Source organism: Bordetella muralis (genome assembly GCF_054781015.1).
In genome coordinates this window covers 1-25,457 of the sequence record NZ_BAAGVF010000006.1, presented here as the reverse complement: position 1 = coordinate 25,457, position 25,457 = coordinate 1, and the positions used below count along the sequence as shown (strand labels likewise).

Below are 25,457 nucleotides of genomic sequence, written 5' to 3'. Positions count from 1 at the left end.
TGCCGCCACTGCGGCTGGTAATGCGTGCCGAGCAGGCGATGTGAGCCTGTCGCATTTTTCCCGAATGCGGCAGGCTCACATCGCCCGCTGCAGTTTTTGCCAGCTGACTCTCTGTTTGTAACAAAACCGAAACAAACCACCCCTAGTCTGTCCGCTCTTACGAACTCCTGAAGTGGACGACAAGAAAATGAAGAAATGGAAACTGGCCGCGGCAGTTGCTCTTTTGCCTCTGGCCCTGCTGGGTTGCGGCAGCAGCAGCGACGACGGCGACGACAATAATGGTGATAACACCGAGGTCCCGCCTCCCACACCGCCTGTCGCCGAAGTCGCTCAACACATCACCTCGGTAGATTTCCTCGGTCGGTATGAGACCGGCAGCTATGGCGTCAGCGCTGCTGAAATTCCGGCTTATGATCCCGCGACCAAGCGCGTCTTTGTCGTCAATGCCCTCTCCGGCAAAATCGATATCCTTGATCTGCAGATACCCGCAACGCCGAGCCACCTCGGCACACTCGACGCGGAAGCGGTGCTGGCTGGCGCCGAAATCAACAGCGTTGCAGTCAACCACGGCAAAGTCGCCGTCGCGATTCAGGCGCCAGTCAAGACCGACCCGGGCTATGTCGCCTTGTACGACGCTGCCTCGCTCGCCCTGTTAGGGTCAGTTCAAGTCGGCGCCCTGCCCGACATGGTGACTTTTACCCCCGACGGCAAGACCGTGCTGGTCGCCAACGAAGGCGAACCCTCCGATGACTACACAATCGATCCCGAAGGCTCGGTCAGCGTCATCGATGTATCCAACCCTGCAGCCCTTACGGCACGCACTGCAGGATTCAGGGAATGGAACGGCAAAGAGGCCGCACTGCGCGCGCAAGGTGTGCGTCTGGTGGGTCCGCGCGCGACAGCCGCACAGGATATTGAGCCCGAGTACATCACAGTATCGGACGACGGCGCCACCGCCTGGATCGCTCTGCAAGAAAACAATGCACTGGCCAAACTGGATGTCGCCAACGCCCGTATTACCGACATTCTGCCGCTGGGTGCCAAAGATCACGGGATCGACGGCAATGGCCTGGACGTCAGCGACGCCGATGGCGCCATCAACATCCGCCCGTGGGCCGGCGTCAAAGGCCTGTACATGCCTGACGGCATCGCATCCTATACCGTGGGCGGCGCCACCTACATCGTCACCGCCAACGAGGGCGATGGCCGTGCCTGGGGCGAAGACAACGACGCCTACTGGAACTGGGGCCGTGATGCTGACGGCAACTGGCTGGGCCTGGATGCCTCCGAAGCGCCCGGTTTTGTCGATGAGTTCCGCGTCAAACACCTGGTGCATAAAAGCGGTTTCGATCGTCGGGCTGGCGACGATTTGCCGCCCCAACTGCGCCAACTCGCACCCGGTGGCCTGCTTGACCCCACTGTCTTTGCCTATTGCGGCGCCACCGACACCGATCCAGGCGATTGCCGCGAAGACGAAAACCTCGGCCGCCTGACCGTGACCTGGACCATGGGCTACAAACAGAACGCCGATGGCACACCGCAACTGAGCGCAGATGGCCGCCTCGTCTATGACACGCTATATGCGTACGGCGCGCGATCCTTCTCGATCCGAGACGCCGACGGCAAACTGGTCTGGGACTCGGGCGATCAATTCGAAAAAATCACGGCCGAACGATACCCGGAGTGGTTCAACTCGGGCCATGACGAAACGATCTTTGACGATCGCAGCGACAACAAGGGACCGGAACCCGAAGGTGTCACACTGGGCAAGATCGGTGAGAAAACCTATGCCTTTGTCGGTCTGGAGCGTATGGGCGGCATCATGGTCTACAACATCAGCGACCCCGCGAATCCTGTGTTCACCACCTATGTGAACTCGCGCGACTTCAATGTGGATTCCGCTGAAAATCCAGCAGGCGCAGGTGACCTGGGTCCTGAAGGCTTGGCCTTCGTATCCGCCGAAGATTCGCCCGACGGTCAGCCCTTGTTGATCGTAGGCAACGAAGTCAGCGGCACTACCTCAATCTATCGCATCGTCCTGGCCGACGACGCAAACTGATCGTAGATCGCCTCGCCGGGGCTGAGCATCGCTTGGCCCCGGCAACCATGGTGCCCACGCCCTCGTCGCTGTCCCGCCCCGTTCTGACCGGCCGCGCATGTGGCCAACCGCTGTCAGGCGTCGCTGTCGTTTCAGTTGCGCGACGCGCGCCCTCGCGACGCCATCCAGAACATGCACTGCCCGGTCAGCCCAGCGCCAGCCAGCACCAACGAGGTAGACAGTGCGGGAGATGAGCCCAATCCTGCCAAGGCCGTACACAGCGCGCCCACCGCCATCTGCAATGCGCCGTACAAACCCGACGCGGAACCGATCACCAGCGGATTCACGCCGACCGCCAATGTGAGAGAAATCGGACCGGCCATGCCGCAGCCGAACGTATAGAAAAACATCAACGCCACAATCGGCGCAACGGCCGCATAGCCCGACAACACCAGCACCAAAAACGCCACTGCCGATATGGCGCTCAGTGCGTTACCTGCCACCATCACGCGATCCATAGGCACCCTGCCGATCAATCTCGAGGTGACCACACAACCCAGCCACACACCCGACACCAGCACGGCCAGATAAAGGCCGACTTCGCTCGCAGGCCGATGCAGCTCATTGACAAAAATAAACGGCGCCGACGCGACAAAGGCGAACATTGAGGTAGTGGCGCAACCTCCTCCAATCGAATAGCCGATAAACGCCCGGGAGGCGAGCAATTGCCGGTAATGACGCATCAGCGTTGCCGTCGTCACCTGCGCCAGCTTTGCCCCCGTTTCCGGCAGCATGCGCCAAGCCAGGAGGAAATTCACAACGCCCAGCACGCACAGGCTGAACAGCACTGCGCGCCAACCGGCCCACGTGGCCAAGGCTCCCCCCACTATGGGAGCAACACCGGGCGCGACCGTCACCATCAAACTCATCAATGCCAAGCGTTTCGCTGCCTCGGCAGGCGCCGCAGTATCACGCACGATGGCACGGCCCAACACCAGGCCTGCGCAGCCGCCCAGCGCCTGAAACAGACGCGCGGCGATCAACGCATAGACATCGGGGGCCAACGCTGCGGCCAATCCCGCCGCGGTGTAGATCACCAATCCGGCCATCAGCACACGGCGGCGCCCATACCGATCAGACAGCGGGCCATAGATCAGTTGTCCCACCGCCAGCCCGATGATGTAGAGACTGACCGTCATCTGCATCGCGCCGTTGCCCGCCTGCAGATCTTGACCGGCCATCGCCAGCGCCGGCACGAAAATATGCATCGCCAGCGTACCGCTAAAGGTGAACAGGGCTAATAACCAGAGCGGCACATGCGCCACAGCGGGTACATCAGAGAGATCAGAGGCTGGCGACGGCGAGCGTTCGTCGTGCGTCACGCCGCGTGGCAACGTAGTAGAGTCCATCGGCAAATACATGACATATCAATTAATTGTATATCAAAGATATTGCCCCCGCCATTCGGGTACGATTCCAACGCCCCCATCATTATGGAAATCGACCCCATGGCTGACCTGTCCGCTTTCCCCATTACCCGCAAATGGCCTGCCCGCCACCCGGACCACATTCAGTTGTATTCCTTGCCCACTCCCAATGGCGTCAAGGTATCTATCATGCTCGAGGAAACGGGCCTGCCCTACGAACCGCATCGCGTCGCGTTCGACACGCAGGACCAGCTCTCTCCGGAATTTTTGTCGCTGAACCCCAATAACAAAATTCCCGCCATCCTGGATCCCAACGGTCCCGATGGCCGGCCCCTGGCGCTGTTCGAGTCGGGCGCGATCCTGGTGTATTTGGCCAGCAAGACCGGGCAATTCATCCCTCAGGACACCGCGGGCCGCTTTCAGGCACTGCAATGGCTGATGTTCCAGATGGGTGGCATCGGCCCGATGTTTGGCCAACTCGGTTTCTTTAACAAGTTCGCCGGCAAGGAATACGAGGATAAACGTCCGCGTGATCGCTACGTCGCAGAATCGCGGCGCCTGCTGCAGGTTCTGGATGGTCATCTGGCCGATCGCGCCTGGATCCTGGGCGACGAATACAGCATTGCCGATATCGCCACATTCCCGTGGATACGCAATCTGGTAGGTTTCTATGAGGCAGGCGATCTGGTGGGCTTTGGCGATTTTGCCAACGTGCAGCGTGTGCTCGATGCCTTCGTTGCGCGCCCCGCCGTTCAGCGGGGGCTGACCATTCCCGCCGCGCCGAACTGAGCCATTGCATTCGAACACGGCACGCCGGGAGGGCGCTTATCATCGCGAAGCTCTCGGCGTGAAGCGAGGAGCGCGAAACGCCGCTACGCTTTCGGCGCGGGACGGGTTAGCAGCCACACCGCGCAACCCACCATAAAGAGACTGACCAATGCGCCCAACCACCAGACGGGATCAACGGTCAGCCAAAACACGGCCAGCCCAACGGCGATGCCTGCCACGGCAAAGGCCTTGCCGCGCGCAGAAATAGCCCCCTGCTCTCGCCACGCGACCAAGGGCGGACCGAACTGGGGATGTTGTAATAAATAGGCTTCCCATCGCGGCGAGGCGCGGCCAAAGCACGCCGCCGCCAGAATCACGAAAATCGTGGTCGGCATCACCGGCAGTACCGCGCCAACGACGGCCAGCACGAGCATCAGCATGCCCAACGCCCAGTACAAGCGGCGTATCCAGCGATGCCTACCAACCATCAGAACGCAGCCACGTTCGCACGCCGCCACCGGCTGCCACCACCTGGTACTCAGGCTGCCGTGCCGCAGGCGTATTCAGGGAGTGCAGGGGCGTCATGGGTTCTTGATCGGGGAGAAGTAACGTGACCTCAATAACGTTCAAAACGTCATCCACGACATGATACCAATGACTGGCCCTGCCCCGGCCTCAAGCCGATTTCTTGCCTGCACCGCGATAACGGGACAACCAATGGGCATAAGGGGCCGGCAACACCCAGTCCGGATCCTGCACGCCAAGCACCTGGGCCAGATGATACGTGTAGTGCGGATTTGCCAAATGCGCACGCCCCATCATCACCAAGTCCATTTGGTTTTTCTCAACCAAGCCTTGCGCTATGAGAGGATCGTCCATGCCCCAAGCCGACGCCACGGGGATTTCGGCCTCACGGCGAACGCGTTCGGCGATCGGGCCCAGAAACGCGGGCGTTTTCCAGGGGATATCAACCTCGGCAATCGTGAAGCCGACACTGACGTTCAACAGATCCAGTCCGCCCCTGCGCATGGCACGCGTGAGCGAAATCGACTCAGCTAACGTTTCCTCATCACGCCCATCGTATTCCAGCACGCCAAAGCGCGCCGTCAACGGCAAGTGCTCTGGCCATACCGCACGCACGGCATCCAGCGTTTCCAGCAAAAAACGGCTGCGCGCGTCAAAGCTGCCGCCATACTGATCCGTACGCTGATTGGAATGGCTCGAAAAGAACGATTGCGCCAGATAACCATGCGCAAAATGCAGCTCCAGCCACTGAAATCCCGCATCACGCGCACGGCGCGCAGCGGCAGCGAAATCCGCCTTGACCCGCTCGATATCCGCCAGGCTCATTTCCGTCGGGACCTTGGGCAACTCGCCTCCGTACGCCACCGCCGAGGGCGCGATGGTCTGCCAGCCGCCCGGGGCATCATTGGGAATGTGATCGTCGCCTTCCCAGGGACGGTTGGCGCTGGCCTTGCGGCCGGCGTGAGCGATCTGGATACCAGGTACGGCCCCGGCAGCTTTGATACTGGCCGCGATACGGGCCATCCCCTCGGCCTGCTCGTCATTCCACAGGCCCGTGCAGGCGGGCGTAATACGCCCTTCGGGCGACACGGCGGTTGCTTCGACGATCACCAATCCGGCGCCGCCGCGCGCAATGCTGGGGTAATGCACCTGATGCCAGTCCGTGGTGAATCCGTCCTCGGCGCTGTATTGGCACATCGGCGGTATCGCAATCCGGTTGCGCAGTGTGACGTCCTTGAGTGTGAAAGGCGTAAATAATGCAGACGGCATCAGATTCTCTTTGAAAAAATACGGGGATTAGATAGGGACAGCGCTAGATTACCCTCCGCGCACCAGAATTTGATCTAATGGATCATTATCCCTTCGATAAATTATTGTTATGCTTAATCCGCAATGGCTACGTACCTTTTCGACGGTAAGCGAGACCGGAGGCTTTACCCGCGCGGCCATTAGGCTGGGATTGACCCAGGCCGCCGTCAGCCAACACATCCGGCATCTGGAAACCGAACTCGGCCCCTTGCTGATCCGGCGTCCTCGTCAGGTTGAGCTGACCCCTGCCGGTATGGCACTGCTGGAGTACTGCAACGATATTGAACAGGCAGACCGCCGTCTGCAGGCCCGATTGAGCGATGGCGACACGGAGCATGGTGAAATCAGCCTGATCACGCCCGGCAGTATTGGCCTGTCCTTGTATCCCGTATTACTGGACCTGCAACGGGCCCAGCCAGGTCTGAGTATTCGTCATCGTTTCGCGCCAGATTGGGAGACCCTCGATGCGATATTGCGCAAACAATTCGAACTGGGATTAGTCACGCTGCGCCCGGATGACCCTCGCCTGGCGTCGCAAAAATTTGCGGAAGAACCGTTGGAACTCATCGTGCCCGCCTCTGCACGCGTGGACAGCTGGGCCGATTTGGCAGGCCTGGGATTTATTGACCACCCTGAGGGCCAAGCCATGGCCACCCGCCTGCTGGCCCGCCGGTTTCCCGGCAATCCTGGGATGCACAGCCTGCCCATACATGGTTTCAGCAATCAGATTGCCTTGATGCTGGAGCCTGTCGCACGTGGCCTGGGATTCACTGTATTGCACCGTCATGCACGCCAAGCATTCCCTCGCCCTGAGGCCATCCGCGTCGTTGAATGCGGCGCGCCAGTCGTCGATACGTTGTGGCTGATCCATCGCGCAGAATGGCCGTTGTCGGCTCGCGCGGCCTATATCGTCGATTACTTGAAAAGACACATTGCGTCAGAGCGGCCTCGAACCCGGCAACCCTCGCCGCCTGGCTCTCGAACCAAGACAGTCCCCCCCAAACGAAGCACGAAACGTTGAGCAAACTAACGGGCAATCAAGGTACGCAAGCCCGTTGCGAGCCGGCGCGACACGCGCTGCTGTTGCTTAACGATATTGACCTGCAAGGTCATTTTGGCCACCTCGATCATCGGTTGCGACAAGGAATATCCCTCTCTTGATTGCAACCACGTCAGCAGATCGGCCAAATGCCACAACACCGAGCTGCCCTCGTGGACGGGGGTCGGGAAAGTCCCCGAATGCGTCAACATCAATTTGCGCATGTTCTGTCGAGACACGCCCACCAGCTCGGCAGCATCGGTCAACCCGACCAGATCAGGTGTCGCCTCGATCAGTTGTGCCGAAGGAATCGCACGCTGCACATCGGCCAATGCACTGCGAATGGCGGCCTCGGCACTCTCTGCCTCGCGGGTGAATTCCAACGCCAATCGCCCAGGCAAGCCCATGCCGACCAACGCATCGTCACAGCCAGCTTCTGCCAGGCGTTCGACGATGTCGTCCATGTCCCGGTCGCTACTCGCGAGGTGATATTTCAAGGTAAAAACGTATTCCATCGATATTCCTTAATTCAAGACAACAGCATTTTGCGGTGCGTGGAACAATTCTCGACAACACGGCACAAGGCATGAGCATGATTGGCCGGGCTTTTAGGTGTGCTCCATATACCGGTAATGCAAAACTCTCCGCAGCGGCACTCGTCATCGTTGTAGGGGCAATACATCTTGCCCCACGCATGGCCGCCCCCTACGACAATTCGCCAGCCTTGTTGCTTTGCGTATTTGAGTACTTGTTCGATTTCCTTTTTTGGATGAGCCCGGCGGACCATTTATGCTCCCACTGTACGAGTATGCCAACAAGTTGTCAACTGACAACCATAAAAATAAAAAAATAACTGGCCCGAACCGCATACCGCTTTCGACGGCGCTGCCTCGCGGCACTATGGTTGATGACCAATGAGACAGTGTATGTGGCGCACTGGCATACTCACAACGCCATACGTGATAAATCCGTCATCCCATAGCGCCTAGCAATTCCGCCACGGCCCGCTGGAATCGCGGATCCAGCATGGCGGCAACGTTGCAACGGGACCAACGAGAGACAGCGGCAGAATCCAGATGAAACACCCGCCCGGGCGCCATCTTGACGTTACGCGCCAGCAGGTCCTCTGCCCACTGCAAAGAATCATGAACCCCCGGGAAAGCCACCCACAAATAAAGCGACTGCCCGCTGCGGGCAAAGACTTCGCACTCATGCTCGTCCAGCCATTGCTGTGCGGATGCGCATGCCGCGCTCAATTTTTGACGCAGCTTGACGAGATGGCGCTCGTAATGTCCTTCGCGCAGCATGATGTCGACCATGCGCTCGCAATATTCAGAGCCGCTGACATGAATGAGGGCATTGAGATCCGCGAGATCACTGGCCAACGCTGTATTGCAGGCAATAAACCCGACCCGTAACGCAGCAGAAAAAGATTTGGAAAAGCTGCCGATATAAATCGTACGTTCGAGTTGATCCAGCGTAGACAGGCGCACAGTGGACGGCGGCTTGAAGTCGGCAAAAGGATCATCCTCGACGATCAGCAGATTATGGCGCTCGGCCAACTGCAACACGCGATAAGCCTTGGCCGCGCTGATATCGGAGCCCGTGGGATTGTGAGCGACAGATTGCGTAAAGAACAACCTGGGCCGCTCGGTCATCAAGATATTTTCCAACGCGGCCAAATCCGGCCCGTCGGCCAATCTCGGCACACCGATGACGCGCGCACCGGCGAGCTTCAGCTTGCCAAACAGCAGGTAATACCCAGGCTCATCCACCAACACCGTAGCGCCCGGCGGAACGAAATAACGAATCACCAGATCCAGCGCTTGATTCGCCCCCTGCGTCAACACCAATTGACTGGTACTGACCTCCAGCCCCAGCACGCCCAGCTTGCGAACCAGACTGTCGCGCAACGGGGCGTACCCATAACGATGTCCATAGCGAAACAAGGAACTCAATCCCGTACGCACGACCTTTTGGTGATAACGGTCCATACGCATATCCGCTAACCACTCGATCGGCGGAAACCCGTCTCCGACCGCCGTCGTATCGGGATGGGTTTTGAGCTGTTCGCGCATCAGCCATACCGTGTCCATGGCGCGATGCAACTGCCCGGGTTCGTCCTCGGTCTCCTCGGCTCGACGAAATTGGGCCGACACGTAAAACCCAGCGCCTCGGCGAGGCTCGATCATGCCCCGCGACACCAGGATATCGAACGCGGAGACCACCGTGTTGATCGCGTAGCGATGTAATCGCGCCAACTCGCGCAGCGATGGCAACTTGTCCCCGGGTTGATACACCCCGTCCGAGATCTGTTGGCCGATGACGTCGGCCAGTTTCTGGGCAATCGTGGCGGAACGCTGCACACGCATGTCTCGTTGATCCTCTGAGTTTTCCTGGCATCGCAACGCCTTGAATGTTGCATTGCAATGATACTGTTTGTACAAACTGTACCTTTTATAAATGAGGCACCTTTAATACAGTGCGCTCCATTGTTTCGCATTGTCTACTTTTTTTCGCTACCGGACCGCGTCAACCGCAGACACGGACCGGGGCCTCACATTCTGGAGTGCTGTCGTGGTTGCCGATTCCCGCTTGCCCAATTTCCGTGCCCTCAATCCTGCCCAACGTTGGGATTTCCTTGCGAACGCTTGCGGGTTGACGGACGAAGATCGCGCGTTGCTCACGCAACCAGGCGCCCTGCCCGTCAACATTGCCGACGGCATGATTGAAAACGTGTTCGGCACCTTTGAGCTGCCCATGGGAATCGCCAGCAATTTCCAGATCAATGGCCGAGACGTCCTGATCCCTATGGCGGTCGAAGAACCGTCCATCGTCGCCGCCGCCTCCTACATGGCCAAACTGGCCCGTGAAGATGGCGGTTTTCAGACATCCAGTACGCTGCCGCTCATGCGCGCCCAAGTGCAAGTCCTGGGCATCTCCGATCCCTACGGCGCGCGTATCGCGCTGCTGCAAGCACGTGACCAGATCATCGAGCGTGCAAACGGCCGCGACAAAGTGCTCATCGGACTGGGCGGCGGCTGCAAGGACATCGAAGTCCACGTGTTCCCCGAATCGCCGCGTGGCGCCATGATCGTGATGCACTTGATCGTAGACGTGCGCGACGCCATGGGGGCCAACACGGTCAACACCATGGCCGAATCGGTGGCGCCGCTCGTCGAGGAACTGACTGGCGGCTCAGTGCGCCTGCGCATTCTCTCGAATCTGGCTGACTTGCGTCTGGCTCGCGCCCGTGTCCGCCTGACTCCGGAAACGCTGGCCACCAAAGAACGCAGCGGCGAAGCCATCATCGAAGGCGTGTTGGACGCCTATACTTTCGCCGCCATCGATCCGTATCGTGCTGCGACGCACAACAAGGGCATCATGAACGGCATTGATCCCATCATCGTCGCTACCGGCAACGATTGGCGCGCCGTCGAGGCGGGAGCGCACGTCTACGCCAGCCGCCAAGGCGGCTACACCTCGCTGACTCGCTGGGAAAAGGACAACAGCGGCGCGTTGGTTGGCACGATCGAATTGCCCATGCCTGTCGGCCTGGTCGGCGGCGCCACCAAAACGCATCCTCTCGCCCGCCTGGCGCTCAAGCTCATGCAGGTCAAATCCGCGCAAGATCTAGGCGAAATCTGCGCAGCCGTCGGATTGGCGCAAAATCTGGGCGCGTTGCGCGCACTGGCCACCGAGGGTATTCAGCGCGGCCACATGGCATTGCATGCCCGCAATATCGCGCTGGTAGCTGGCGCAGTCGGCGACGAAGTCGACGCGGTTGCCAAACGCCTCGCTGCCGAGCACGACGTACGCACTGACCGCGCGCTTGAGGTTCTGCAAGAACTGCGCGCCAAAGGCTAAGCACCCTGATGTCGGCTCGGATACATAGTCCTCCGAGCCCGCATTCGAGTGTTGGCCCTCAACCAGTCCGCTGACACTCGCATCAAAAACGAAAAAGAGCCGCCTGCGTAACGGCTCACCTGACACTCACGGAGACCTATCCATGACACCCGAGCATCAAGGCTCTCATCCTGCGCCACAAGGCCGGTTCGCCGAGGTTTGGGGCGACACCGTCGATCTGAAGCATCTGGCCTGGGCGATAGCCATAGGCATTGGCATCAGCATATTCGGCTTCTACGTGGCCAGTCACTGGCTGACATCCATCGTCGAGTCCAAACAACTGGCCCATGCCTACGCCATGTTGGCAGGCCTGGCGGGGTGCATCATCGCCGGCGTGATTTGCGCAAAAGCATTTCCGCCAAAACGCGAGGTCACGGAAACGGAAATTTCCGTCGATCCGCAATGGCGGCAAGAAGTGCTGGAAGAACTCGCCATGACGTCCGGCGGCATGGGTTCGATCGCCGACCTTCCGCCCACGGTCACCCAAGAGTTGAAAGAACTCAAACTCTACGACCTGTTTGCCGAAGCCGAATCCTCGGCCCGCAACGTCCCCACAAGCCGCTGAACAAGGAATCACTTCATGGATCCTCATCTGATAGAACAGATCGCAGTGGCCGCGGGCATGGGTCTGATCGGCGCTGTGGTCTTCGCAGCCATCGGCCTGGTCTCTGGCACCGATGAAACAACGACGCTCGCTCCGCTGACATTGCTGACGGTCTTGTTGGGCGTACCGCCTGCCGGTGTGTTCACTTTCTTCTTGGCTGGCGCCGTCGCTAAACACATGACGCACGCGGTACCTACGGCCTTGCTGGGCATTCCCGGTGACACCATGGCCATGCCGCTCCTGCAGGACGCGAACCTGCTGCGCAAGCTGGGCGTGCCGCATATCGCCTTGCGCAAAATGGTCTCTGGCGCCATCATCGCGGCCTTTGTCGCGGTGCCCCTGGCGGTCCTGTTTGCTGTCATGCTGGCGCCGTTTGGTGCGTTCATCACTAAAACAGCCCCCTGGATTTTCCTGGCCGCCGCGGTATTGATCGCCTATTTTTCCGCCGGCCGCTGGGCATCCGTTGCGCTGTTGGTGCCCTTTGTCGTGGTCATCCTGGCGCTGCAGAGCCTGACTGCAAAATACGACGTCAAGCTCAGCATCAGCTATTTTCTGGGTATTGCCATCGGACCGCTGATTGCAGACCTGTTCACGGTACTTTCACCGGCCGGCCGCCAACGGATGTCACGCGACAATGTGCGCAAATTCAATCTGGCTCCCGACGTCAAAGGCTGGTCGGGATACTTCCCCAACCCGTTCAAGGTGCTCGATCGCAGCCAGACACGATGGACACTGAGCACGGCACTGGTATCCAGTGCGACCTTTGTATTCAGCCCTGTGGCCATGACCGTCGTCCTGGGCGAAATCGTCGGCTCGCGGATCAAACACGCTTATCACCGGCTCACCACCGTGTTGAGCGCACGCAATGGCGTCACTGAGGCCACCTACATTGCCGAAGCCTTGATCCCGCTGATCGCATTTGGTCTGCCGCTAAGCCCCGTCGCCGCAGGCCCCGCTGCACCGCTGTTCAATGCCCCTCCCCGCTTTACCGTGGATTCCGCAACAGGCCAGACGCACAATCTGCACAACCTGATGAACCATTGGGAATTCCTGGGCTACGGCATGCTGGCCGTGATTCTGGCGGCGGTCGTGTCCTATCCGTTCGCGATGAATTATGCACGCCGCGCAGCCTTGTTCGTCTCGCGCAAAGTCAGCCACGAGGCCATCATTGCCACCTTTGTCGGCCTGATCATTGTCATCAGCGTGTGGGAAGGCCAACTGCTCGGCTTGCTGGTCATCCTGACCATGGGTTTGATGGGCGGTCTGCTGTCACGTATTTTCGGCTTTAACACTGGCGTGCAGTTCATGGGTTACTACACGGCAGTGCTGAGTGTGCCGGCCTTGGTCAAACTGCTGTAGACCAGCCGGGGCCTCCCCTGCAAATGCGCGAGCCCCGAATCATCATCTCGCACATGGAAAAAGCCCCGGTTCACATATTGAACCGGGGCTTTTTTCTTTTACGCGCTGTGGTGCCGCTTGAATCACTCTGTCATCGGCAAACTCGCTGTTTGATCCCAGACCTTATGCTTGCCCAAGTACCGATGACGAAGGGATGAAGCGGCAATTCGATCATACCGCTCCACCAATATGGTTACTGCTCAGCGATAGGCTGCTTTTCGCGACCCGTAAACAACCGTCCAACCAGGCCCCACACCAATAACAGCAGCGCTGCCGTCATGATGGTGCCGACCAGGCCGTTCTCAAAGAATACCGCCATCGATCCTTCTGACAGCAGCATGCTTTGACGGAATGCATCCTCGGTTTTATCGCCCAGCACCATGGCCAGGATCAGTGGTGCAATCGGGTAGTCGAGCTTTTTAAAGACATAGCCCACAACACCAAACACCAATGCGATGTACACGTCCGACATCTTGCCGCTGATCGTATAGGCGCCGATCAAGCAGATGACGATGATCAGCGGTCCAATCACGGCAAACGGCGCGCGCAGGATCGACGAGAACAAGGGAATCGTCGCCAGTACCAGCACCACGGCCACGATATTGGCCACATACATCGAGGAAATCAGGCCCCAGACAAAATCAGGCTGTTCAATGAACAGCATCGGCCCAGGCTGCAAGCCCCAGATCATCAGACCGCCCATCATCACCGCTGCCGTGGCAGAGCCCGGCACACCCAATGCCAACATGGGCAGCAGCGCCGACACGCCGGCGGAGTGATCCGCCGCCTCGGGAGCGACTACGCCGTCCGGCTCGCCTTTGCCAAAGTTATTGCGATACTTGGAAAAGCGTTTGGCCAAGCCATACGACATGAATGATGCCGCCGTCGGACCGCCGGGTGTGATGCCCATCCAGCATCCCACGATCGTCGATCGGATGAGGGTCACCGCATGACTAGGCATTTTCTTGATCGCCTGCCACACCACGCCCCAACTCATCCGCGCCCGCAGGCCGTTGAATTTCAGGCCTTCTTCGATGGTGACCAGCAACTCGCCGATCCCAAACAGCCCCACCACGGCCGCCAGGAACGACACACCGCTCACCAAGGTGTCAGAGCCATAGGTCAGGCGCATTTCACCCGACACCGTATCCATGCCTACCGTCGCCAGGATCAGGCCGATCAACAGCGACGTCAGGGTTTTCAACGGAGAGCCGCCACTGACCAGGTAACTGCAGAACGTCAGCAGATAAACGGCAAAGAACTCGGGCGGACCGAATTTCAACGCAAAATCGGCAATCGCATTGGCAATCAGGGTAACGACAATCACCCCTGCCATTGCGCCGAAACCCGCGGCGATAAAAGCGGTAGCCAACGCCTCTGGCGCCAGGCCCTTGCGTGCCATGGGATGGCCGTCGAACGTGGTCGCGACCGATGATGGCTCACCAGGGATGTTGAACAGGATAGACGTCGTCGAACCGCCAAAGAGCGCGCCCCAATACATCGAGGACAGCAGAATGATGGCGGAGACGGGCTCCATCGTGAACGTCAAGGGCAATAACAGCGTCACGCCGTTGGGCGCCCCCAGGCCGGGCAAGACCCCGACCAGGATACCCAGCAGAACGCCTGCCGCCATCAACCCGATGTGATGCAGAGTCAGTGCAGTGTCAAAGCCTGACGCGAGATAACTTAGTTGATCTAACATGGCAAATCTCTAGGCGGCGAGGCGCCAGGTATCAATCCAGTCTTCCAGCGGCCCACGCGCCAACGGCACGTTGAACCACAACTCGAAAATGGCGTACAGCACGACGACAGCCCCTACGCCGATCAACAATGACCGCCCCCAGCCAAAATGGCCATGCAAGCGGCACATATAGACCAGGAAAACCGCCGATGCCACGTAGAACCCCAGGAATGGAGCGGCAGCCGCCAACACCACCGTTGGAATAAACAGTGACATCACGCGGCGCAACTGTTCGCCGGTAACGAAGACTTCGTCTTGTACGGGCTTGCGCACTGCCTGGATCAGCAGCAATACGCTGACAATCAGCAGCAACACGCTCAGACGCAGCGGAAAGTATCCCGCCTCCGGGCCCGTACTGCTCCAGCCGGAATTCAGTTGCAGGCTGCCGTAGATGACAACTGCGGAAAACGCAGCCAGCAGGCCAGCCATGGTGACCTCCATGGCTTGGCGTTGAATCGATATAGACTTGCCGTTCATGCTGAGTCACCCGCGAGGCTTAGTCTTTGACCAACCAGCCGTCTTTTTCGAACTGGGCTTTGTTTTTGTCGGCGTCGGCAGCGATATAGTCCTTCAGCGCCTGCCCTGTCAGGAACATTTCGGTTTGCAGGCCGCGCTCGAGCCAGGCCTTGAATTCCGGCTGTTCACGCACCTTGGCCATCACGTCCTCGTAGTACTTGACCTGCTCGGCGGTCAATCCGCCGGCTGCCCATACCGTACGCGGCATGTTGAACGTTTCAATGGCAATACCCGACTCATGGCAGGTGGGCACATCGCTAAAGCCCTTGTCGCCATGTACTTTGCCTGTAATCGTCAGACGCTCTTTGGTGAACACGCACAGCGGCTGTACCTTGCCGGCACGCCAGTGCGAGACGTTTTCCGAGGGGTTGTTGAGGTTGGCATCGACGTGACCTCCCGACAACTGCGCAGCAACTTCACCACCCGACTTGAACGGGATGTAGGTGACTTTCACACCTGTCGTCATTTCGATCTGGCGAGTCAGGATGTGATCGGTGTCTTTGGATTGCGCCCCGCCCACTTTGATCGAGCCCGGCTTGGCGCGCGCGGCGTCCAACAGGCTCTTGACGTCCTGATACGGGCCTTCGGCATTGGACCACAGCATGAACTCGTCGGCAGCCATGATTGCCACAGGCGTCATGTTTTCGATCTTGTAGCCCACCTTGGTGATCATCGGCATCAGATAAGCCAGGTTGGTCGAAAACACCAGGCGGGTGGGATCGCCTTCAGAGGACTGCAAGTAGACCAGCGCTTCGGATCCTGCACCGCCGCCTTTGTTCGTCACGATGATAGGCACCGGCATCAGCTTGTGCTTTTGCACCACCGCCTGTACCACACGGGCGAACTGATCCGTACCGCCTCCTGGCCCCGCGGTCACAACGAATTCCACCGGACGCGTGGGTTTCCAATCGGCCGCCATCGCCGGCATGGTGACAGAGGCGGCGCCGATTGCGACGGCAGCCAAAGAAGCAAAACGAAATACGCTACGCATGTTGTCTCCTGAATAGCGGTTTATTAGTCAAAACGAAGTCTAGGTCGTACTGCTTGCCGCGCAGATCGGCTCAAACGGCCGGAAAGAACGCAGCGTCCTGCTGTAGCCTCAACGTCAGCAATTCCGACGCCGGGTCAATTTCAATATCGTCAAAGCAGATCAACTGGCCGGCCGGCACATCACGTACCAATTTGCGGTTACCGACCAGGTAGAACGGCGCCGGCGTGCCGGCGGCCAGCGGCGCAGCCGGCACCAATTCCGCAGCGGTGCCGTCGATGGTGTGATGATGGCCGCCCATGGTCAACACCGTTCCGGCCGACAAGGCTTTCGTGCTGCGTGCCACCAGATCCAGACGGGGCTGTGGCACTTGTGCTCCGCTGGACAATCCGTAGACGGCTGCGTCCAGCACGCTGCTGAACGCCTCCAGGCCCAGCAAATGGCGGGGAATGTACATCATGGCGCGCTGCTGATCACGGCTCATCACGTGCCCCTTGCCCAGCAACAGATCCCAGGTAGGCTTGTCGTCACAGCGAATCACGACGAACACGCCGCCGGCAAAGCTCAACTCGTCACGTTTGCGCAGGCAATGAAACACATCGACGACGCCATTGCGCTGGAACAAACCGCCTTCGGCAGTGGTGGCGAACAAATCGGGGACTTCGCCAGGACGGGCGATGGGCGCATGAAAAGCAGCCGTGTCCACGCCCAGACCAGTGCTATTGGCCACAACCTGCATCTCGCACAAATCCGGCACGGCGCGCTGCGGCAATGCTGCGCAAATCTCGGCACGCGCTTTGACGCATTCGACTTCCTTGCCCGCCGGCATCACCCATTGATCGCCAAAGCCCGGCACATCGATGGTTACGCCATTGCTGTCCATGCGGTTCGTCTCGGCATCGAACACAAAGTCATATTCGCTGGACTTGCCTGCCGACAGCACCTCAAAACCCATTGCCTGCGCCCAGGTCACCAGGCCGATCAACAAGGAAGGCTGGTCACCGTCGACCGGCGTCATCACACGCCCCTTGGCCCGCGCCAGACGCGACAGTTCAGGACCGACCACGCTATCGACTTCTTTCGATGCCATCGCCACATGCAGACCGGCCTCGATGGCCAGACGCGCATGACGGGCGCCTGCCTCGGGATGCCCTGTGGCCTCGACCATGACCTGCAGCGGCAAGCCCACAACAGCGGCGGCATCGCTCGCGGCAATGTAGAGGCCCTGCTCCCAGGCCTGGGTGGCCTGCTGCGCAGTGTCACACTGCGCGATCTGGGCTGGATCGATACCGATAGACACCCACGCGTCTGCTGCAATAGCCGAGGTCAGGTCAACCGCGACACGGGCGCTGATCGTAGGCACGCGCCGGGATTGGGCGAGAAAACTCCGCCCGAAGCCGCCGCTTCCGATGACGCAAACTTCGATAGGCTGGGTGACGCCTTGATAACGATGCAGATAGTCCATGGAGTGAAATGAGCACGCTTAAGCGACAATACGCTTCTAAGGAAACGCAGATTGCATGTAAATTTGCATGCAATACAGGCATTTCAGTTGAATGACAGGCCGAATATTAGGCGAAAAATAGATTGATTGCATGCACTTTGGCAAAAAAGACCACACGAGATGAAACCAAATACTCACGCGACGGCATCGGCCAAGCCTTCCAGCAGAGACGGCATGAGGACCGATCAGGTCGCCGCGCAACTCCGTAAATTGATCGTCTCAGGCACGCTGTCGCCCGGGCAGCGCCTATCCGAGCGTGTCGTGTCCGAGCAATTCGAGGGAATTTCGCGCACCCCGTTGCGCGAGGCGTTCAAAATACTCGCGGCGGAGGGGCTGCTGACATTGGAGCCGAATCGCGGTGCAGTCGTGACCGCACTGTCTCTGCCCGAGGTCGAAGCGGCCATCGAGGTCCTGAGCGGACTGGAAGCCATGGCCGCCGAACCGGCCTGTGACCTGATTACCGACAGCGAATTGGCGGAGATCGAGACATTGCATGCAAAAATGGTCGCCGCGCATGATGCGGGCGATCTCATGTCGTACTTTCAAATCAACCAGACCATCCACCAGCGCATGGTTGATGCCGCGCGCAACCCCGTTCTGTCACGCATCTATGCCGCCGAATGCGCGCGCATACGCCGCTATCGCTACGCAGGCAATCAACAGCCCGCACGTTGGCACCAAGCCGTGCGCGAGCATGGCGAGATGCTGAACGCGCTGCGTGATCGCGCGGGGCCGGTCCTGCGCGAAATGCTGCGCAGACACCACAAAGCAGGCTGGGTCGTATCACGCGGCGTGCTTGAAGAAACCCTGGCAGCCGCCGACGTCTCAACGGCCAGCACCAGACAGCAACGCCGTAGCGCAACAGCGTCAAAGCGAAGCAAATAACCCCGTTGGATGGCGCAGGCGCCATCCAACGCACCCGCCTGACTTGCGGTAGAGTTGATGTTCGGCTCTACCCCTAACGATTTCCGTTCATCCAGAAAAATATCGGGCACGCCTCTTGCGCATGCTCGTCCTTTTGGACATACGGCCGTCTCATATCTAGGCTGCAGCGCCTGGTGTCATCACGCATCCACACATGCCTCATTCACCGTCAGCTCACCGATTATCATGGTTTGGATTAGCCTGCCACAGTACATTGTGGTTCAGCGCTTCGGCCGCGTTGGCACAAACGCCTACACTCGAGCCGGTCATCACGACCAGCACCCGTTATGACACCAATGTGCTGGACACGCCGGCGTCGGTCAACATTGTCGATGGCGTTCAATTACGTGCAGACAATTTACAGATCAATCTATCGGACAGCATGGGCAGCGTTCCTGGATTGCAGATTCAGAACCGGCAGAATTATGCCCAGGACCTGCAGCTCTCGATACGCGGCTTTGGTGCGCGCTCGACCTTTGGCGTACGTGGGATAAAGATTTTTGTCGACGGGATTCCGGCCACCATGCCAGATGGCCAAGGCCAGACGTCCAACATTGATATCGCATCGGCCGATCACGTCGAAGTCCTGAGAGGGCCATTTTCCGCGCTCTATGGCAATGCCTCCGGCGGCGTGCTGCTAGTAGAAACCGAAACGGGTAAAGCGCCTCCCACCCTCCAAGCCAACTTCGGCGCTGGCAGCTACGGCACTTATCACTATGGCGTCAAAGCCAGCGGCGCAACCGGCAAGTTCGACTACGTGGTCAGCGCCAACCGCTTTACCACCGATGGCTACCGCGATCACAGCAGTGCGCGCAAAAACCTGGGCAATGCCAAGCTAGGCATTCAACTCGACGACGACAGCCATCTGACGATCGTGGCCAACAGTGTGGATCTGACGGCACAGGACCCCTTGGGCTTGACTCGCGAACAATACGAATCTGATCCGCGGCAGGCCACACCGCAAGCCGACCTGTACAACACTCGAAAAACCGTTCAGCAAACCCAGGGTGGGCTGGTGTACGAACGGCAAATCGATCCCGACAACGAGTTGCGCGCGATGGTGTACTACGGCCAGCGCCACACCGTGCAATATCAATCTATTCCTGCCATCGTCCAAGCCAATCCTCAACAAGCCGGCGGCGTCATCGATCTGCGGCGCAAATATGCCGGGGCTGATGTACGCTGGACCTCGCATCTGAGCCTGGCGGGCCGGCCCTTTACCTTGATTGGCGGCGTGTCGTACGACACATTGAGCGAACGGCGCAAGGGCTATGAAAATTTTCTGGGCAGCGCCAGCGACCCGACGGAGCTCGGTGTCAAAGGCGCACTGCGTCGCAACGAGACCAACGACGTCGACAGCCTGGATCCCTATCTACAGGCCTCATGGCAATTCGCATCGGACTGGACCCTGGACGCCGGACTTCGTTACAGCACGGTCGACTTTGACTCCGATGACCATTACGTCAATGCAGCCAACGGCGACGACAGCGGCTCGGCGCGTTATCGCAAAGCGTTGCCCATGGCGGCGCTGCGTTATCAGTTCACGCCGAAAACCATGGCCTATATTTCCTATGGCCGCGGCTTCGAAACCCCGACCACCAACGAATTATCCTATCGCCCGGATGGCGCATCGGGCCTGAACCTGGGCTTGCACCCTGCGTTGAGCAATAACTACGAGGCCGGCATAAAGACCGAACTCGGCAATGGCATCCTGTCCCTGGCGGCTTTTCACATCGACACCCGCGACGAGATCGTATCAGCAGGCAGCCTGAATGGACGGACCTCGTATCGCAACGCCGGACGGACTCGCCGCGATGGCGCAGAACTGGGCTGGAGCGGCAACATCACCTCAAACTGGCACGCTGATCTGGCCTATACCTGGATCAATGCGCGCTACCGCGATAGCGTCGATAACTCGGACATTCGCGCCGGCAACAAGATCCCCGGCATCGCCAGCCAAATGCTGTACGGCGCTCTCGCCTGGGCTCCCGCTGAAGGCTGGCGTGCCGGCATCGAGGGCAGATACCTCAGCAAGATCTACGTGAACGACGCCAATAGCGACACGGCCCCCGGCTATTTCGTCGCCTCGGTCTCTACGGGCTATCTTTGGCGCCGAGGCCCTTGGGAATGGAACGCCTACGCTCGCGTAGACAACCTGTTCGACCGCAATTACGTAGGCTCAGTCATCGTCAACGATGGTAATGACCGCTACTTTGAACCCGCCCCTGGCCGCAACTGGAGCGCGGGATTGAGCGTCAGCTATCAGTTCTGACGCGCCACTGGACCGCACTGGACCGCACTACACCCTTCGATTTGTTTGGCCTGCCGACGCACCAACGCAGTGCGCGCCAGGCAATTTCCTCTCACCTCACCGGCTACGCCCCCAGCATGGCGCAACCGGCGGCCAGCGTACTTGGGCACAGAACCAGCACCTGCGCCACGAACCTCTATATAATCACTAATAAGACACGTTCTCATTACAAAACTTAACCGCGCATGCCCGATGCCTTTGCCTGCCGTCCCTGCACGATCGTTGCCTCCATCAGCCACTGAATGCGTCGGCACGCTATATCAAAGCCATCACACGTGGTTAAACAGTTGGCTGCGCCGCAAACTGGGCGACCATCATGATGCGGCCGATGTCGCCCACGATACGTTCGTGCGCGTATTGCAAACCCGTCTGGCTGATCGGATACAAGAGCCGCGCAGCTACTTGACCACGATAGCGCGTGGCCTGGTCGTGGACCTGTGGCGACGGCGCGCACTGGAACAAGCCTATCTGCAGGTCCTGCAAGCACTGCCCGTCGAGCACCAACCGTCGCTTGAAGCGCAAGCCTTGATCCAGGAACAACTCATCCAGCTCGACCGCATGCTCAACGGCCTGGGAGCCAAAGTAAAACAGACCTTTTTGCTGTCGGTCATCGAGGGCGCCACCTATCCCGCCATCGCACAGCGCCTGGGCATCTCGGAGCGGACCGTCAGCCACTATATGGCTCGGGCCATGGAACGCTGCTGCTTGCTGATGGATTGAGCACGACCATGACCGCTTCTTTTTCCTCGACGGCCGAACAACGTGCTGCCATCAAAGAAGCGGCTCGCTGGTTCGCCCGTCTGCAAGCCTCGCAGGCGGATGAGGCCGCCCATGCAGCTTGGTCGGCCTGGATGGCACGTCATCCGGAGAATCGCAACGCCTGGTCCAAAGTCCAGGCAGTGCAGCAACAGTTCGCAGCAGTGCCTGGCCATGTCGCGCTGCCGACATTACAGAACGTCGATCACGGACGACGCCGGCTACTGGGTTGGGCCGCCGCCAGCGCAGCGCTGCTGCCTCTGGGACTCTGGATGAGTGACGATGCTCACCGTGCCAGATGGACGGCGGATTTTCGAACCGCTGTCGGCGAAATCACTCCCCTGCCCCTATCCGACGGCAGTGTAGCCATCCTGGATACCAACAGCGCGGCAGACGTGGATTTCACTGCCGATACCCGTCGTATTGTCTTGCGCGCCGGACGGCTCTATACCAAGACCCATTCCGACAACGTCGCACGATCACGGCCCTTTGTTGTGCAGACCCGCCATGGCGAGGTCCAAGCGCTAGGCACCGAGTTCATGGTTCGCGTCACCGATACGCACAGCAAGGTCTGGGTCAACGAACATGCAGTGCGCGTTATTCCGAAGGGTGCGCCCGACGCCACGATGATCATCCAGGCGAGCCATCGCGCGACATTCGAGGACCGCGGCCTGCAAGCCGGGCCCGTCGAGAAGCATGATGCGCTGGCCGCCAGCAATTTTGCGCCTTGGCGCAACGGCTCGCTGGTGGCTACCAATATGCGCCTGTCGCAATTCGTCGAGCGGTTCCAGGCCTATCAGCGCGGTTATCTATTCTTGGATGACAGTCTGGCCAACGTGGAAGTCTCCGGCGTATTCCCCCTGTTCAAACCGGAATTAGCGCTGGCCGCGCTGGAAAACAGCCATCCCTTGCAGGTACGGCGGCTGACGCGTTATCTCACCTGGATTGAACCGCGGACCTGAGGCGCTCCGTCGCACTACCTCATTTCGAGCCTCGTGACAGTTATCTGGTCAGCGTCACCCGTTTCAACCGGAAACAAATTGGATTGCAAGAAATCACGGCGCCATTCGGCCTCCTTGGTATCCGTGAACATCGACGATCAACGTCCGTTTCAATATGCCGCTGCGACACCTGCCCACGAAGCCAACTCTCTCGCCTTCGCCCACACGCGTATTCCCCAAAGCCCAGCTCTTGCTCATGCTGAGCACGGCCATGTCGTTCAATCTCGCACCGCTCGCCACCCACGCAGCCCCCGCTGAGGAGTCGGTCGCCATACGGACCTATCAGATTTCGGCGGGTCCGTTGCTGCCTACGATCAATCAGTTTGCTTCCGAGGCCGGCATTGCATTGACATTCGACGCCAATGCACTGCAAAACGAGACTTCGCCGGGTGTACAAGGACGCTACACGGTAGACGAAGGCCTGCGGCAAGTGCTCGCCGCGTCGAGCTGGCAAGCACGGCGCAGCGCCAACGGCGCCTATGTGCTGGAAAGAAAATCCGCGCCTCGCAGCAGCGGCGACGTCACACTAGCCCCCGTCACCGTAACCGCCTCGTCCCTGGCCTCAACCGAAAACTCCGGCAATTATGGCGGCCATACGACCTCGGTATTCAAAGGCGAAACATCGATCCGCCAAACACCACAGCCCGTCACCATCATCTCGCGCCAGTTCATCGACGATCGCGACATGCCGGACCTGCACGACGTCATGCAGAATACGCCGGGCGTCACTGTGGACTACACCGACAGCGAACGCGTGACCTACTATTCGCGCGGCTTTCAGATCGACTCTCTGCAGATCGACGGTTTGAACGTCTATCAATCGGGCTCGACCTTTATTCAACCGGATACTGCCGTCCTCGATCGCGTCGAGGTACTGCGCGGCGCTGCCGGCATTCTGCGTGGATCGGGTAACCCATCTGCCACCGTCAATCTCGTGCGTAAACGCCCCACTCCTGAATTCCAGGCCGGCGTCAAACTCATGACAGGCTCATGGGATCGCAACCGCGTCGAAGCCGATATTTCCAGCCCCCTGAATGAATCGGGCAGCCTGCGCGGCCGCGTCGTCGCCGTCTTGGATAACAAAGATTTTTTCCAGGACGCGCGCGAAGAAAAACGCCGCGTGTTCTACGGCGTGCTGGAAGCCGACTTGACGGACAACACCACCCTCACCGCGAGTTTCCAACACACCGAGCTCAAGGCCACCGGTGCGTGGGGCGGACTCCCCCGGGATTTTGATGGCAGCTCGCTGCATTTCTCGCGCGACACCTATCTGGGCGCCGCGTGGAATCATTGGAACCGCTACAACCAGCAAGCCTCGCTAGAACTGGAACACCGCTTTGATAACGACTGGAAAGTCAAAGCCAGCGCCGCCAATACACGATTCCGTTATTTCGATGGCGGCTTCAAGCAGAGCTACATCACGCGCGCCGGCACGACAAACCCATATCTATACAACGTGACGACATCGGTCTATCCCGACTCGGCGAGCGATCAGAATGCCCTCGCACTCGTGGCCGATGGTCCTTTGACGGTGCTCGGTCGCAAACATCACCTGACCGTTGGCCTGGAAAGCAACTACACCCGTACCACCGGTTCCAGCGGTTACTTCAATCTCGGTCCCCTGAACAACGTCGACATCCGCGATTGGAATCCCTATACCAGCTATCCCGAGCCCACCGATGAAACCGCGGGCACCTATTACAAAGCCACGAACAACATCGTCAAACAACAAGCCGCCTATGCCGTAGGCCGCATCTCTGTCACGGATCCCCTGACTGTTCTGCTAGGCGCGCGCGCCACATGGTGGGATTACAAAGTTCCTGGCGATTCCGACAGCAACTACAGCATCGATCGCGAGATTACCCCCTATGTCGGCCTCATCTACGATCTGAACGACAACTTCAGTCTCTACAGCAGCTACAGCGAAATCTTCGTGCCGCAAGACGCCTACGATGCGACCGGCAATCTGCTGGACCCCATCACCGGCGAAGATTACGAGGCCGGTTTGAAAGGTGAATTCCTCGATGGCCGCTTGAATTTCAGCGCATCGGTATTCCGCATCAACAACACGGGCCGCGCGATGGACGATGCCAACAGCGCCAACCCTTGCCTGCCCAACTACCCCAACGGCTACTGCAAAGTCGCGGGCGGCAAGACGCGCAGCCAAGGCTGGGAACTGGAACTGACCGGCGAGATCACGCCGAACTGGCACATCATGGCCGGCTACACCAACACCCAGACCAAATATGTGCGTGATGCATCCGACACCAACATCGGACAGCCCATTCGCACCCTCGATCCCCGCCACCTGCTGCGCCTGTTCACCACCTATCGTTTCCCCGGCGCCTTGCACGGCCTGACCATCGGCGGCGGCGTGCAGGCACAAAGCAGCACCTACGCCACCAGCCGCGGCATCGAAGCCCGCCAAGGCGGCTATGCCGTCTACAACCTGATGGCCGCCTACGATTTCAACGAAAACGTGCGCCTGCAGCTAAACGTCAACAACGTATTCGACAAGGTCTACTACCGCAAGGTCGACGCGACAGGCATCAGCAATTACTACGGCGACCCGCGCAACTTCATGTTGTCGCTAGGCCTGCGGATGTAAAACGGACACCAGTTGCCAAGCAAGGGCCGAACCTTCATCGTCTGCGGCCTGTGTTCCTACTGTTGCATAGGCGAGTGTGCCTGAGTGTAGGATGT

At 59.3% G+C, this 25,457-nt stretch carries 21 protein-coding genes; 11 read left to right on the top strand and 10 right to left on the bottom strand.

All coding sequences use genetic code 11. The features are described from left to right. The first annotated feature begins 172 nt into the window (after positions 1-172). The gene (locus tag ACYVIT_RS11115; RefSeq protein ID WP_415806060.1) at positions 173-2,059 is read left to right on the top strand and encodes a choice-of-anchor I family protein; all 1,887 of its coding nucleotides are present in this window, start codon (positions 173-175) and stop codon (positions 2,057-2,059) included. A 131-nt stretch (positions 2,060-2,190) separates the two neighbouring features. On the opposite strand, the gene ACYVIT_RS11110 is transcribed toward ACYVIT_RS11115, so the two are convergent. Then, complete coding sequence (locus tag ACYVIT_RS11110; protein WP_415806059.1) at positions 2,191-3,447, bottom strand: multidrug effflux MFS transporter; 1,257 nt, start codon at positions 3,445-3,447, stop codon at positions 2,191-2,193. Between the two features lie 99 nt (positions 3,448-3,546). Here ACYVIT_RS11110 and ACYVIT_RS11105 point away from each other — a divergent pair, with 99 nt between their 5' ends. Further along, positions 3,547-4,254, top strand: coding sequence for a glutathione S-transferase N-terminal domain-containing protein (locus ACYVIT_RS11105; protein ID WP_415806057.1), 708 nt, complete (start codon positions 3,547-3,549; stop codon positions 4,252-4,254). 83 nt (positions 4,255-4,337) lie between these two features. Here ACYVIT_RS11105 and ACYVIT_RS11100 read toward each other — a convergent pair whose 3' ends face one another. Both ACYVIT_RS11100 and ACYVIT_RS11095 read right to left on the bottom strand, forming a co-directional pair. Further along, positions 4,338-4,721, bottom strand: coding sequence for a YbaN family protein (locus tag ACYVIT_RS11100; protein ID WP_415806056.1), 384 nt, complete (start codon positions 4,719-4,721; stop codon positions 4,338-4,340). A 187-nt stretch (positions 4,722-4,908) separates the two neighbouring features. After that, the gene (locus tag ACYVIT_RS11095) at positions 4,909-6,027 is read right to left on the bottom strand and encodes an NADH:flavin oxidoreductase/NADH oxidase (RefSeq protein WP_415806055.1); all 1,119 of its coding nucleotides are present in this window, start codon (positions 6,025-6,027) and stop codon (positions 4,909-4,911) included. Between the two features lie 109 nt (positions 6,028-6,136). On the opposite strand from ACYVIT_RS11095, the gene ACYVIT_RS11090 reads away from it, so the two are divergent. Beyond that, positions 6,137-7,087, top strand: a complete 951-nt coding sequence (locus tag ACYVIT_RS11090) for a LysR family transcriptional regulator (RefSeq protein WP_415806054.1) — start codon at positions 6,137-6,139, stop codon at positions 7,085-7,087. A gap of 5 nt (positions 7,088-7,092) precedes the next feature. Here ACYVIT_RS11090 and ACYVIT_RS11085 read toward each other — a convergent pair whose 3' ends face one another. From ACYVIT_RS11085 to ACYVIT_RS11075, 3 genes are all read right to left on the bottom strand, one after another. Further along, entirely contained in the window at positions 7,093-7,620 is a 528-nt protein-coding gene (locus ACYVIT_RS11085; protein ID WP_415806053.1) for a helix-turn-helix transcriptional regulator, read from the bottom strand. Positions 7,621-7,634: 14 nt separating this feature from the next. Continuing rightward, complete coding sequence (locus ACYVIT_RS11080) at positions 7,635-7,892, bottom strand: hypothetical protein (protein ID WP_415806052.1); 258 nt, start codon at positions 7,890-7,892, stop codon at positions 7,635-7,637. 184 nt (positions 7,893-8,076) lie between these two features. Continuing rightward, positions 8,077-9,477 (bottom strand): aminotransferase-like domain-containing protein, encoded by a 1,401-nt coding sequence (locus ACYVIT_RS11075; RefSeq protein WP_415806051.1) that lies wholly within the window; start codon positions 9,475-9,477, stop codon positions 8,077-8,079. A gap of 205 nt (positions 9,478-9,682) precedes the next feature. Between ACYVIT_RS11075 and ACYVIT_RS11070 the strand changes: the two genes are divergently transcribed. The 3 genes from ACYVIT_RS11070 to ACYVIT_RS11060 all read left to right on the top strand — a co-directional run bounded on the left by ACYVIT_RS11070 (position 9,683) and on the right by ACYVIT_RS11060 (position 12,974). Further along, positions 9,683-10,972 carry a hydroxymethylglutaryl-CoA reductase, degradative gene (locus tag ACYVIT_RS11070; RefSeq protein WP_415806050.1) on the top strand — a complete coding sequence of 430 codons (1,290 nt, stop codon included), beginning with the start codon at positions 9,683-9,685 and terminating at the stop codon, positions 10,970-10,972. A gap of 142 nt (positions 10,973-11,114) precedes the next feature. Then, positions 11,115-11,576 (top strand): hypothetical protein, encoded by a 462-nt coding sequence (locus tag ACYVIT_RS11065; RefSeq protein ID WP_415806049.1) that lies wholly within the window; start codon positions 11,115-11,117, stop codon positions 11,574-11,576. A 15-nt stretch (positions 11,577-11,591) separates the two neighbouring features. Beyond that, positions 11,592-12,974, top strand: a complete 1,383-nt coding sequence (locus ACYVIT_RS11060; protein ID WP_415806048.1) for a tripartite tricarboxylate transporter permease — start codon at positions 11,592-11,594, stop codon at positions 12,972-12,974. 232 nt (positions 12,975-13,206) lie between these two features. Here ACYVIT_RS11060 and ACYVIT_RS11055 read toward each other — a convergent pair whose 3' ends face one another. The 4 genes from ACYVIT_RS11055 to ACYVIT_RS11040 form a co-directional block, all read right to left on the bottom strand. Continuing rightward, positions 13,207-14,715: a tripartite tricarboxylate transporter permease gene (locus ACYVIT_RS11055; RefSeq protein WP_415806047.1), complete on the bottom strand. Its 1,509-nt coding sequence runs from the start codon at positions 14,713-14,715 to the stop codon at positions 13,207-13,209. A 9-nt stretch (positions 14,716-14,724) separates the two neighbouring features. Next, complete coding sequence (locus tag ACYVIT_RS11050) at positions 14,725-15,231, bottom strand: tripartite tricarboxylate transporter TctB family protein (RefSeq protein ID WP_415806046.1); 507 nt, start codon at positions 15,229-15,231, stop codon at positions 14,725-14,727. 19 nt (positions 15,232-15,250) lie between these two features. Continuing rightward, positions 15,251-16,261 (bottom strand): Bug family tripartite tricarboxylate transporter substrate binding protein, encoded by a 1,011-nt coding sequence (locus ACYVIT_RS11045; RefSeq protein WP_415806045.1) that lies wholly within the window; start codon positions 16,259-16,261, stop codon positions 15,251-15,253. Positions 16,262-16,331: 70 nt separating this feature from the next. Continuing rightward, positions 16,332-17,723 (bottom strand): NAD(P)H-dependent oxidoreductase, encoded by a 1,392-nt coding sequence (locus ACYVIT_RS11040; protein WP_415806044.1) that lies wholly within the window; start codon positions 17,721-17,723, stop codon positions 16,332-16,334. A gap of 213 nt (positions 17,724-17,936) precedes the next feature. Here ACYVIT_RS11040 and ACYVIT_RS11035 point away from each other — a divergent pair, with 213 nt between their 5' ends. From ACYVIT_RS11035 to ACYVIT_RS11015, 5 genes are all read left to right on the top strand, one after another. Continuing rightward, on the top strand, positions 17,937-18,647 hold the full coding sequence (locus ACYVIT_RS11035; RefSeq protein ID WP_415806043.1) for a GntR family transcriptional regulator: 711 nt from the start codon (positions 17,937-17,939) through the stop codon (positions 18,645-18,647). 193 nt (positions 18,648-18,840) lie between these two features. Then, complete coding sequence (locus ACYVIT_RS11030; protein ID WP_415806042.1) at positions 18,841-20,958, top strand: TonB-dependent receptor domain-containing protein; 2,118 nt, start codon at positions 18,841-18,843, stop codon at positions 20,956-20,958. A gap of 231 nt (positions 20,959-21,189) precedes the next feature. Continuing rightward, entirely contained in the window at positions 21,190-21,717 is a 528-nt protein-coding gene (locus ACYVIT_RS11025; protein ID WP_415806041.1) for a sigma-70 family RNA polymerase sigma factor, read from the top strand. Between the two features lie 8 nt (positions 21,718-21,725). Further along, positions 21,726-22,715, top strand: a complete 990-nt coding sequence (locus ACYVIT_RS11020; RefSeq protein ID WP_415806040.1) for a FecR domain-containing protein — start codon at positions 21,726-21,728, stop codon at positions 22,713-22,715. A 250-nt stretch (positions 22,716-22,965) separates the two neighbouring features. Further along, a complete protein-coding gene (locus ACYVIT_RS11015) occupies positions 22,966-25,362 on the top strand; it encodes a TonB-dependent siderophore receptor (RefSeq protein WP_415806039.1) in 2,397 nt (798 codons plus the stop codon). The last annotated feature ends 95 nt before the right edge of the window (positions 25,363-25,457 follow it).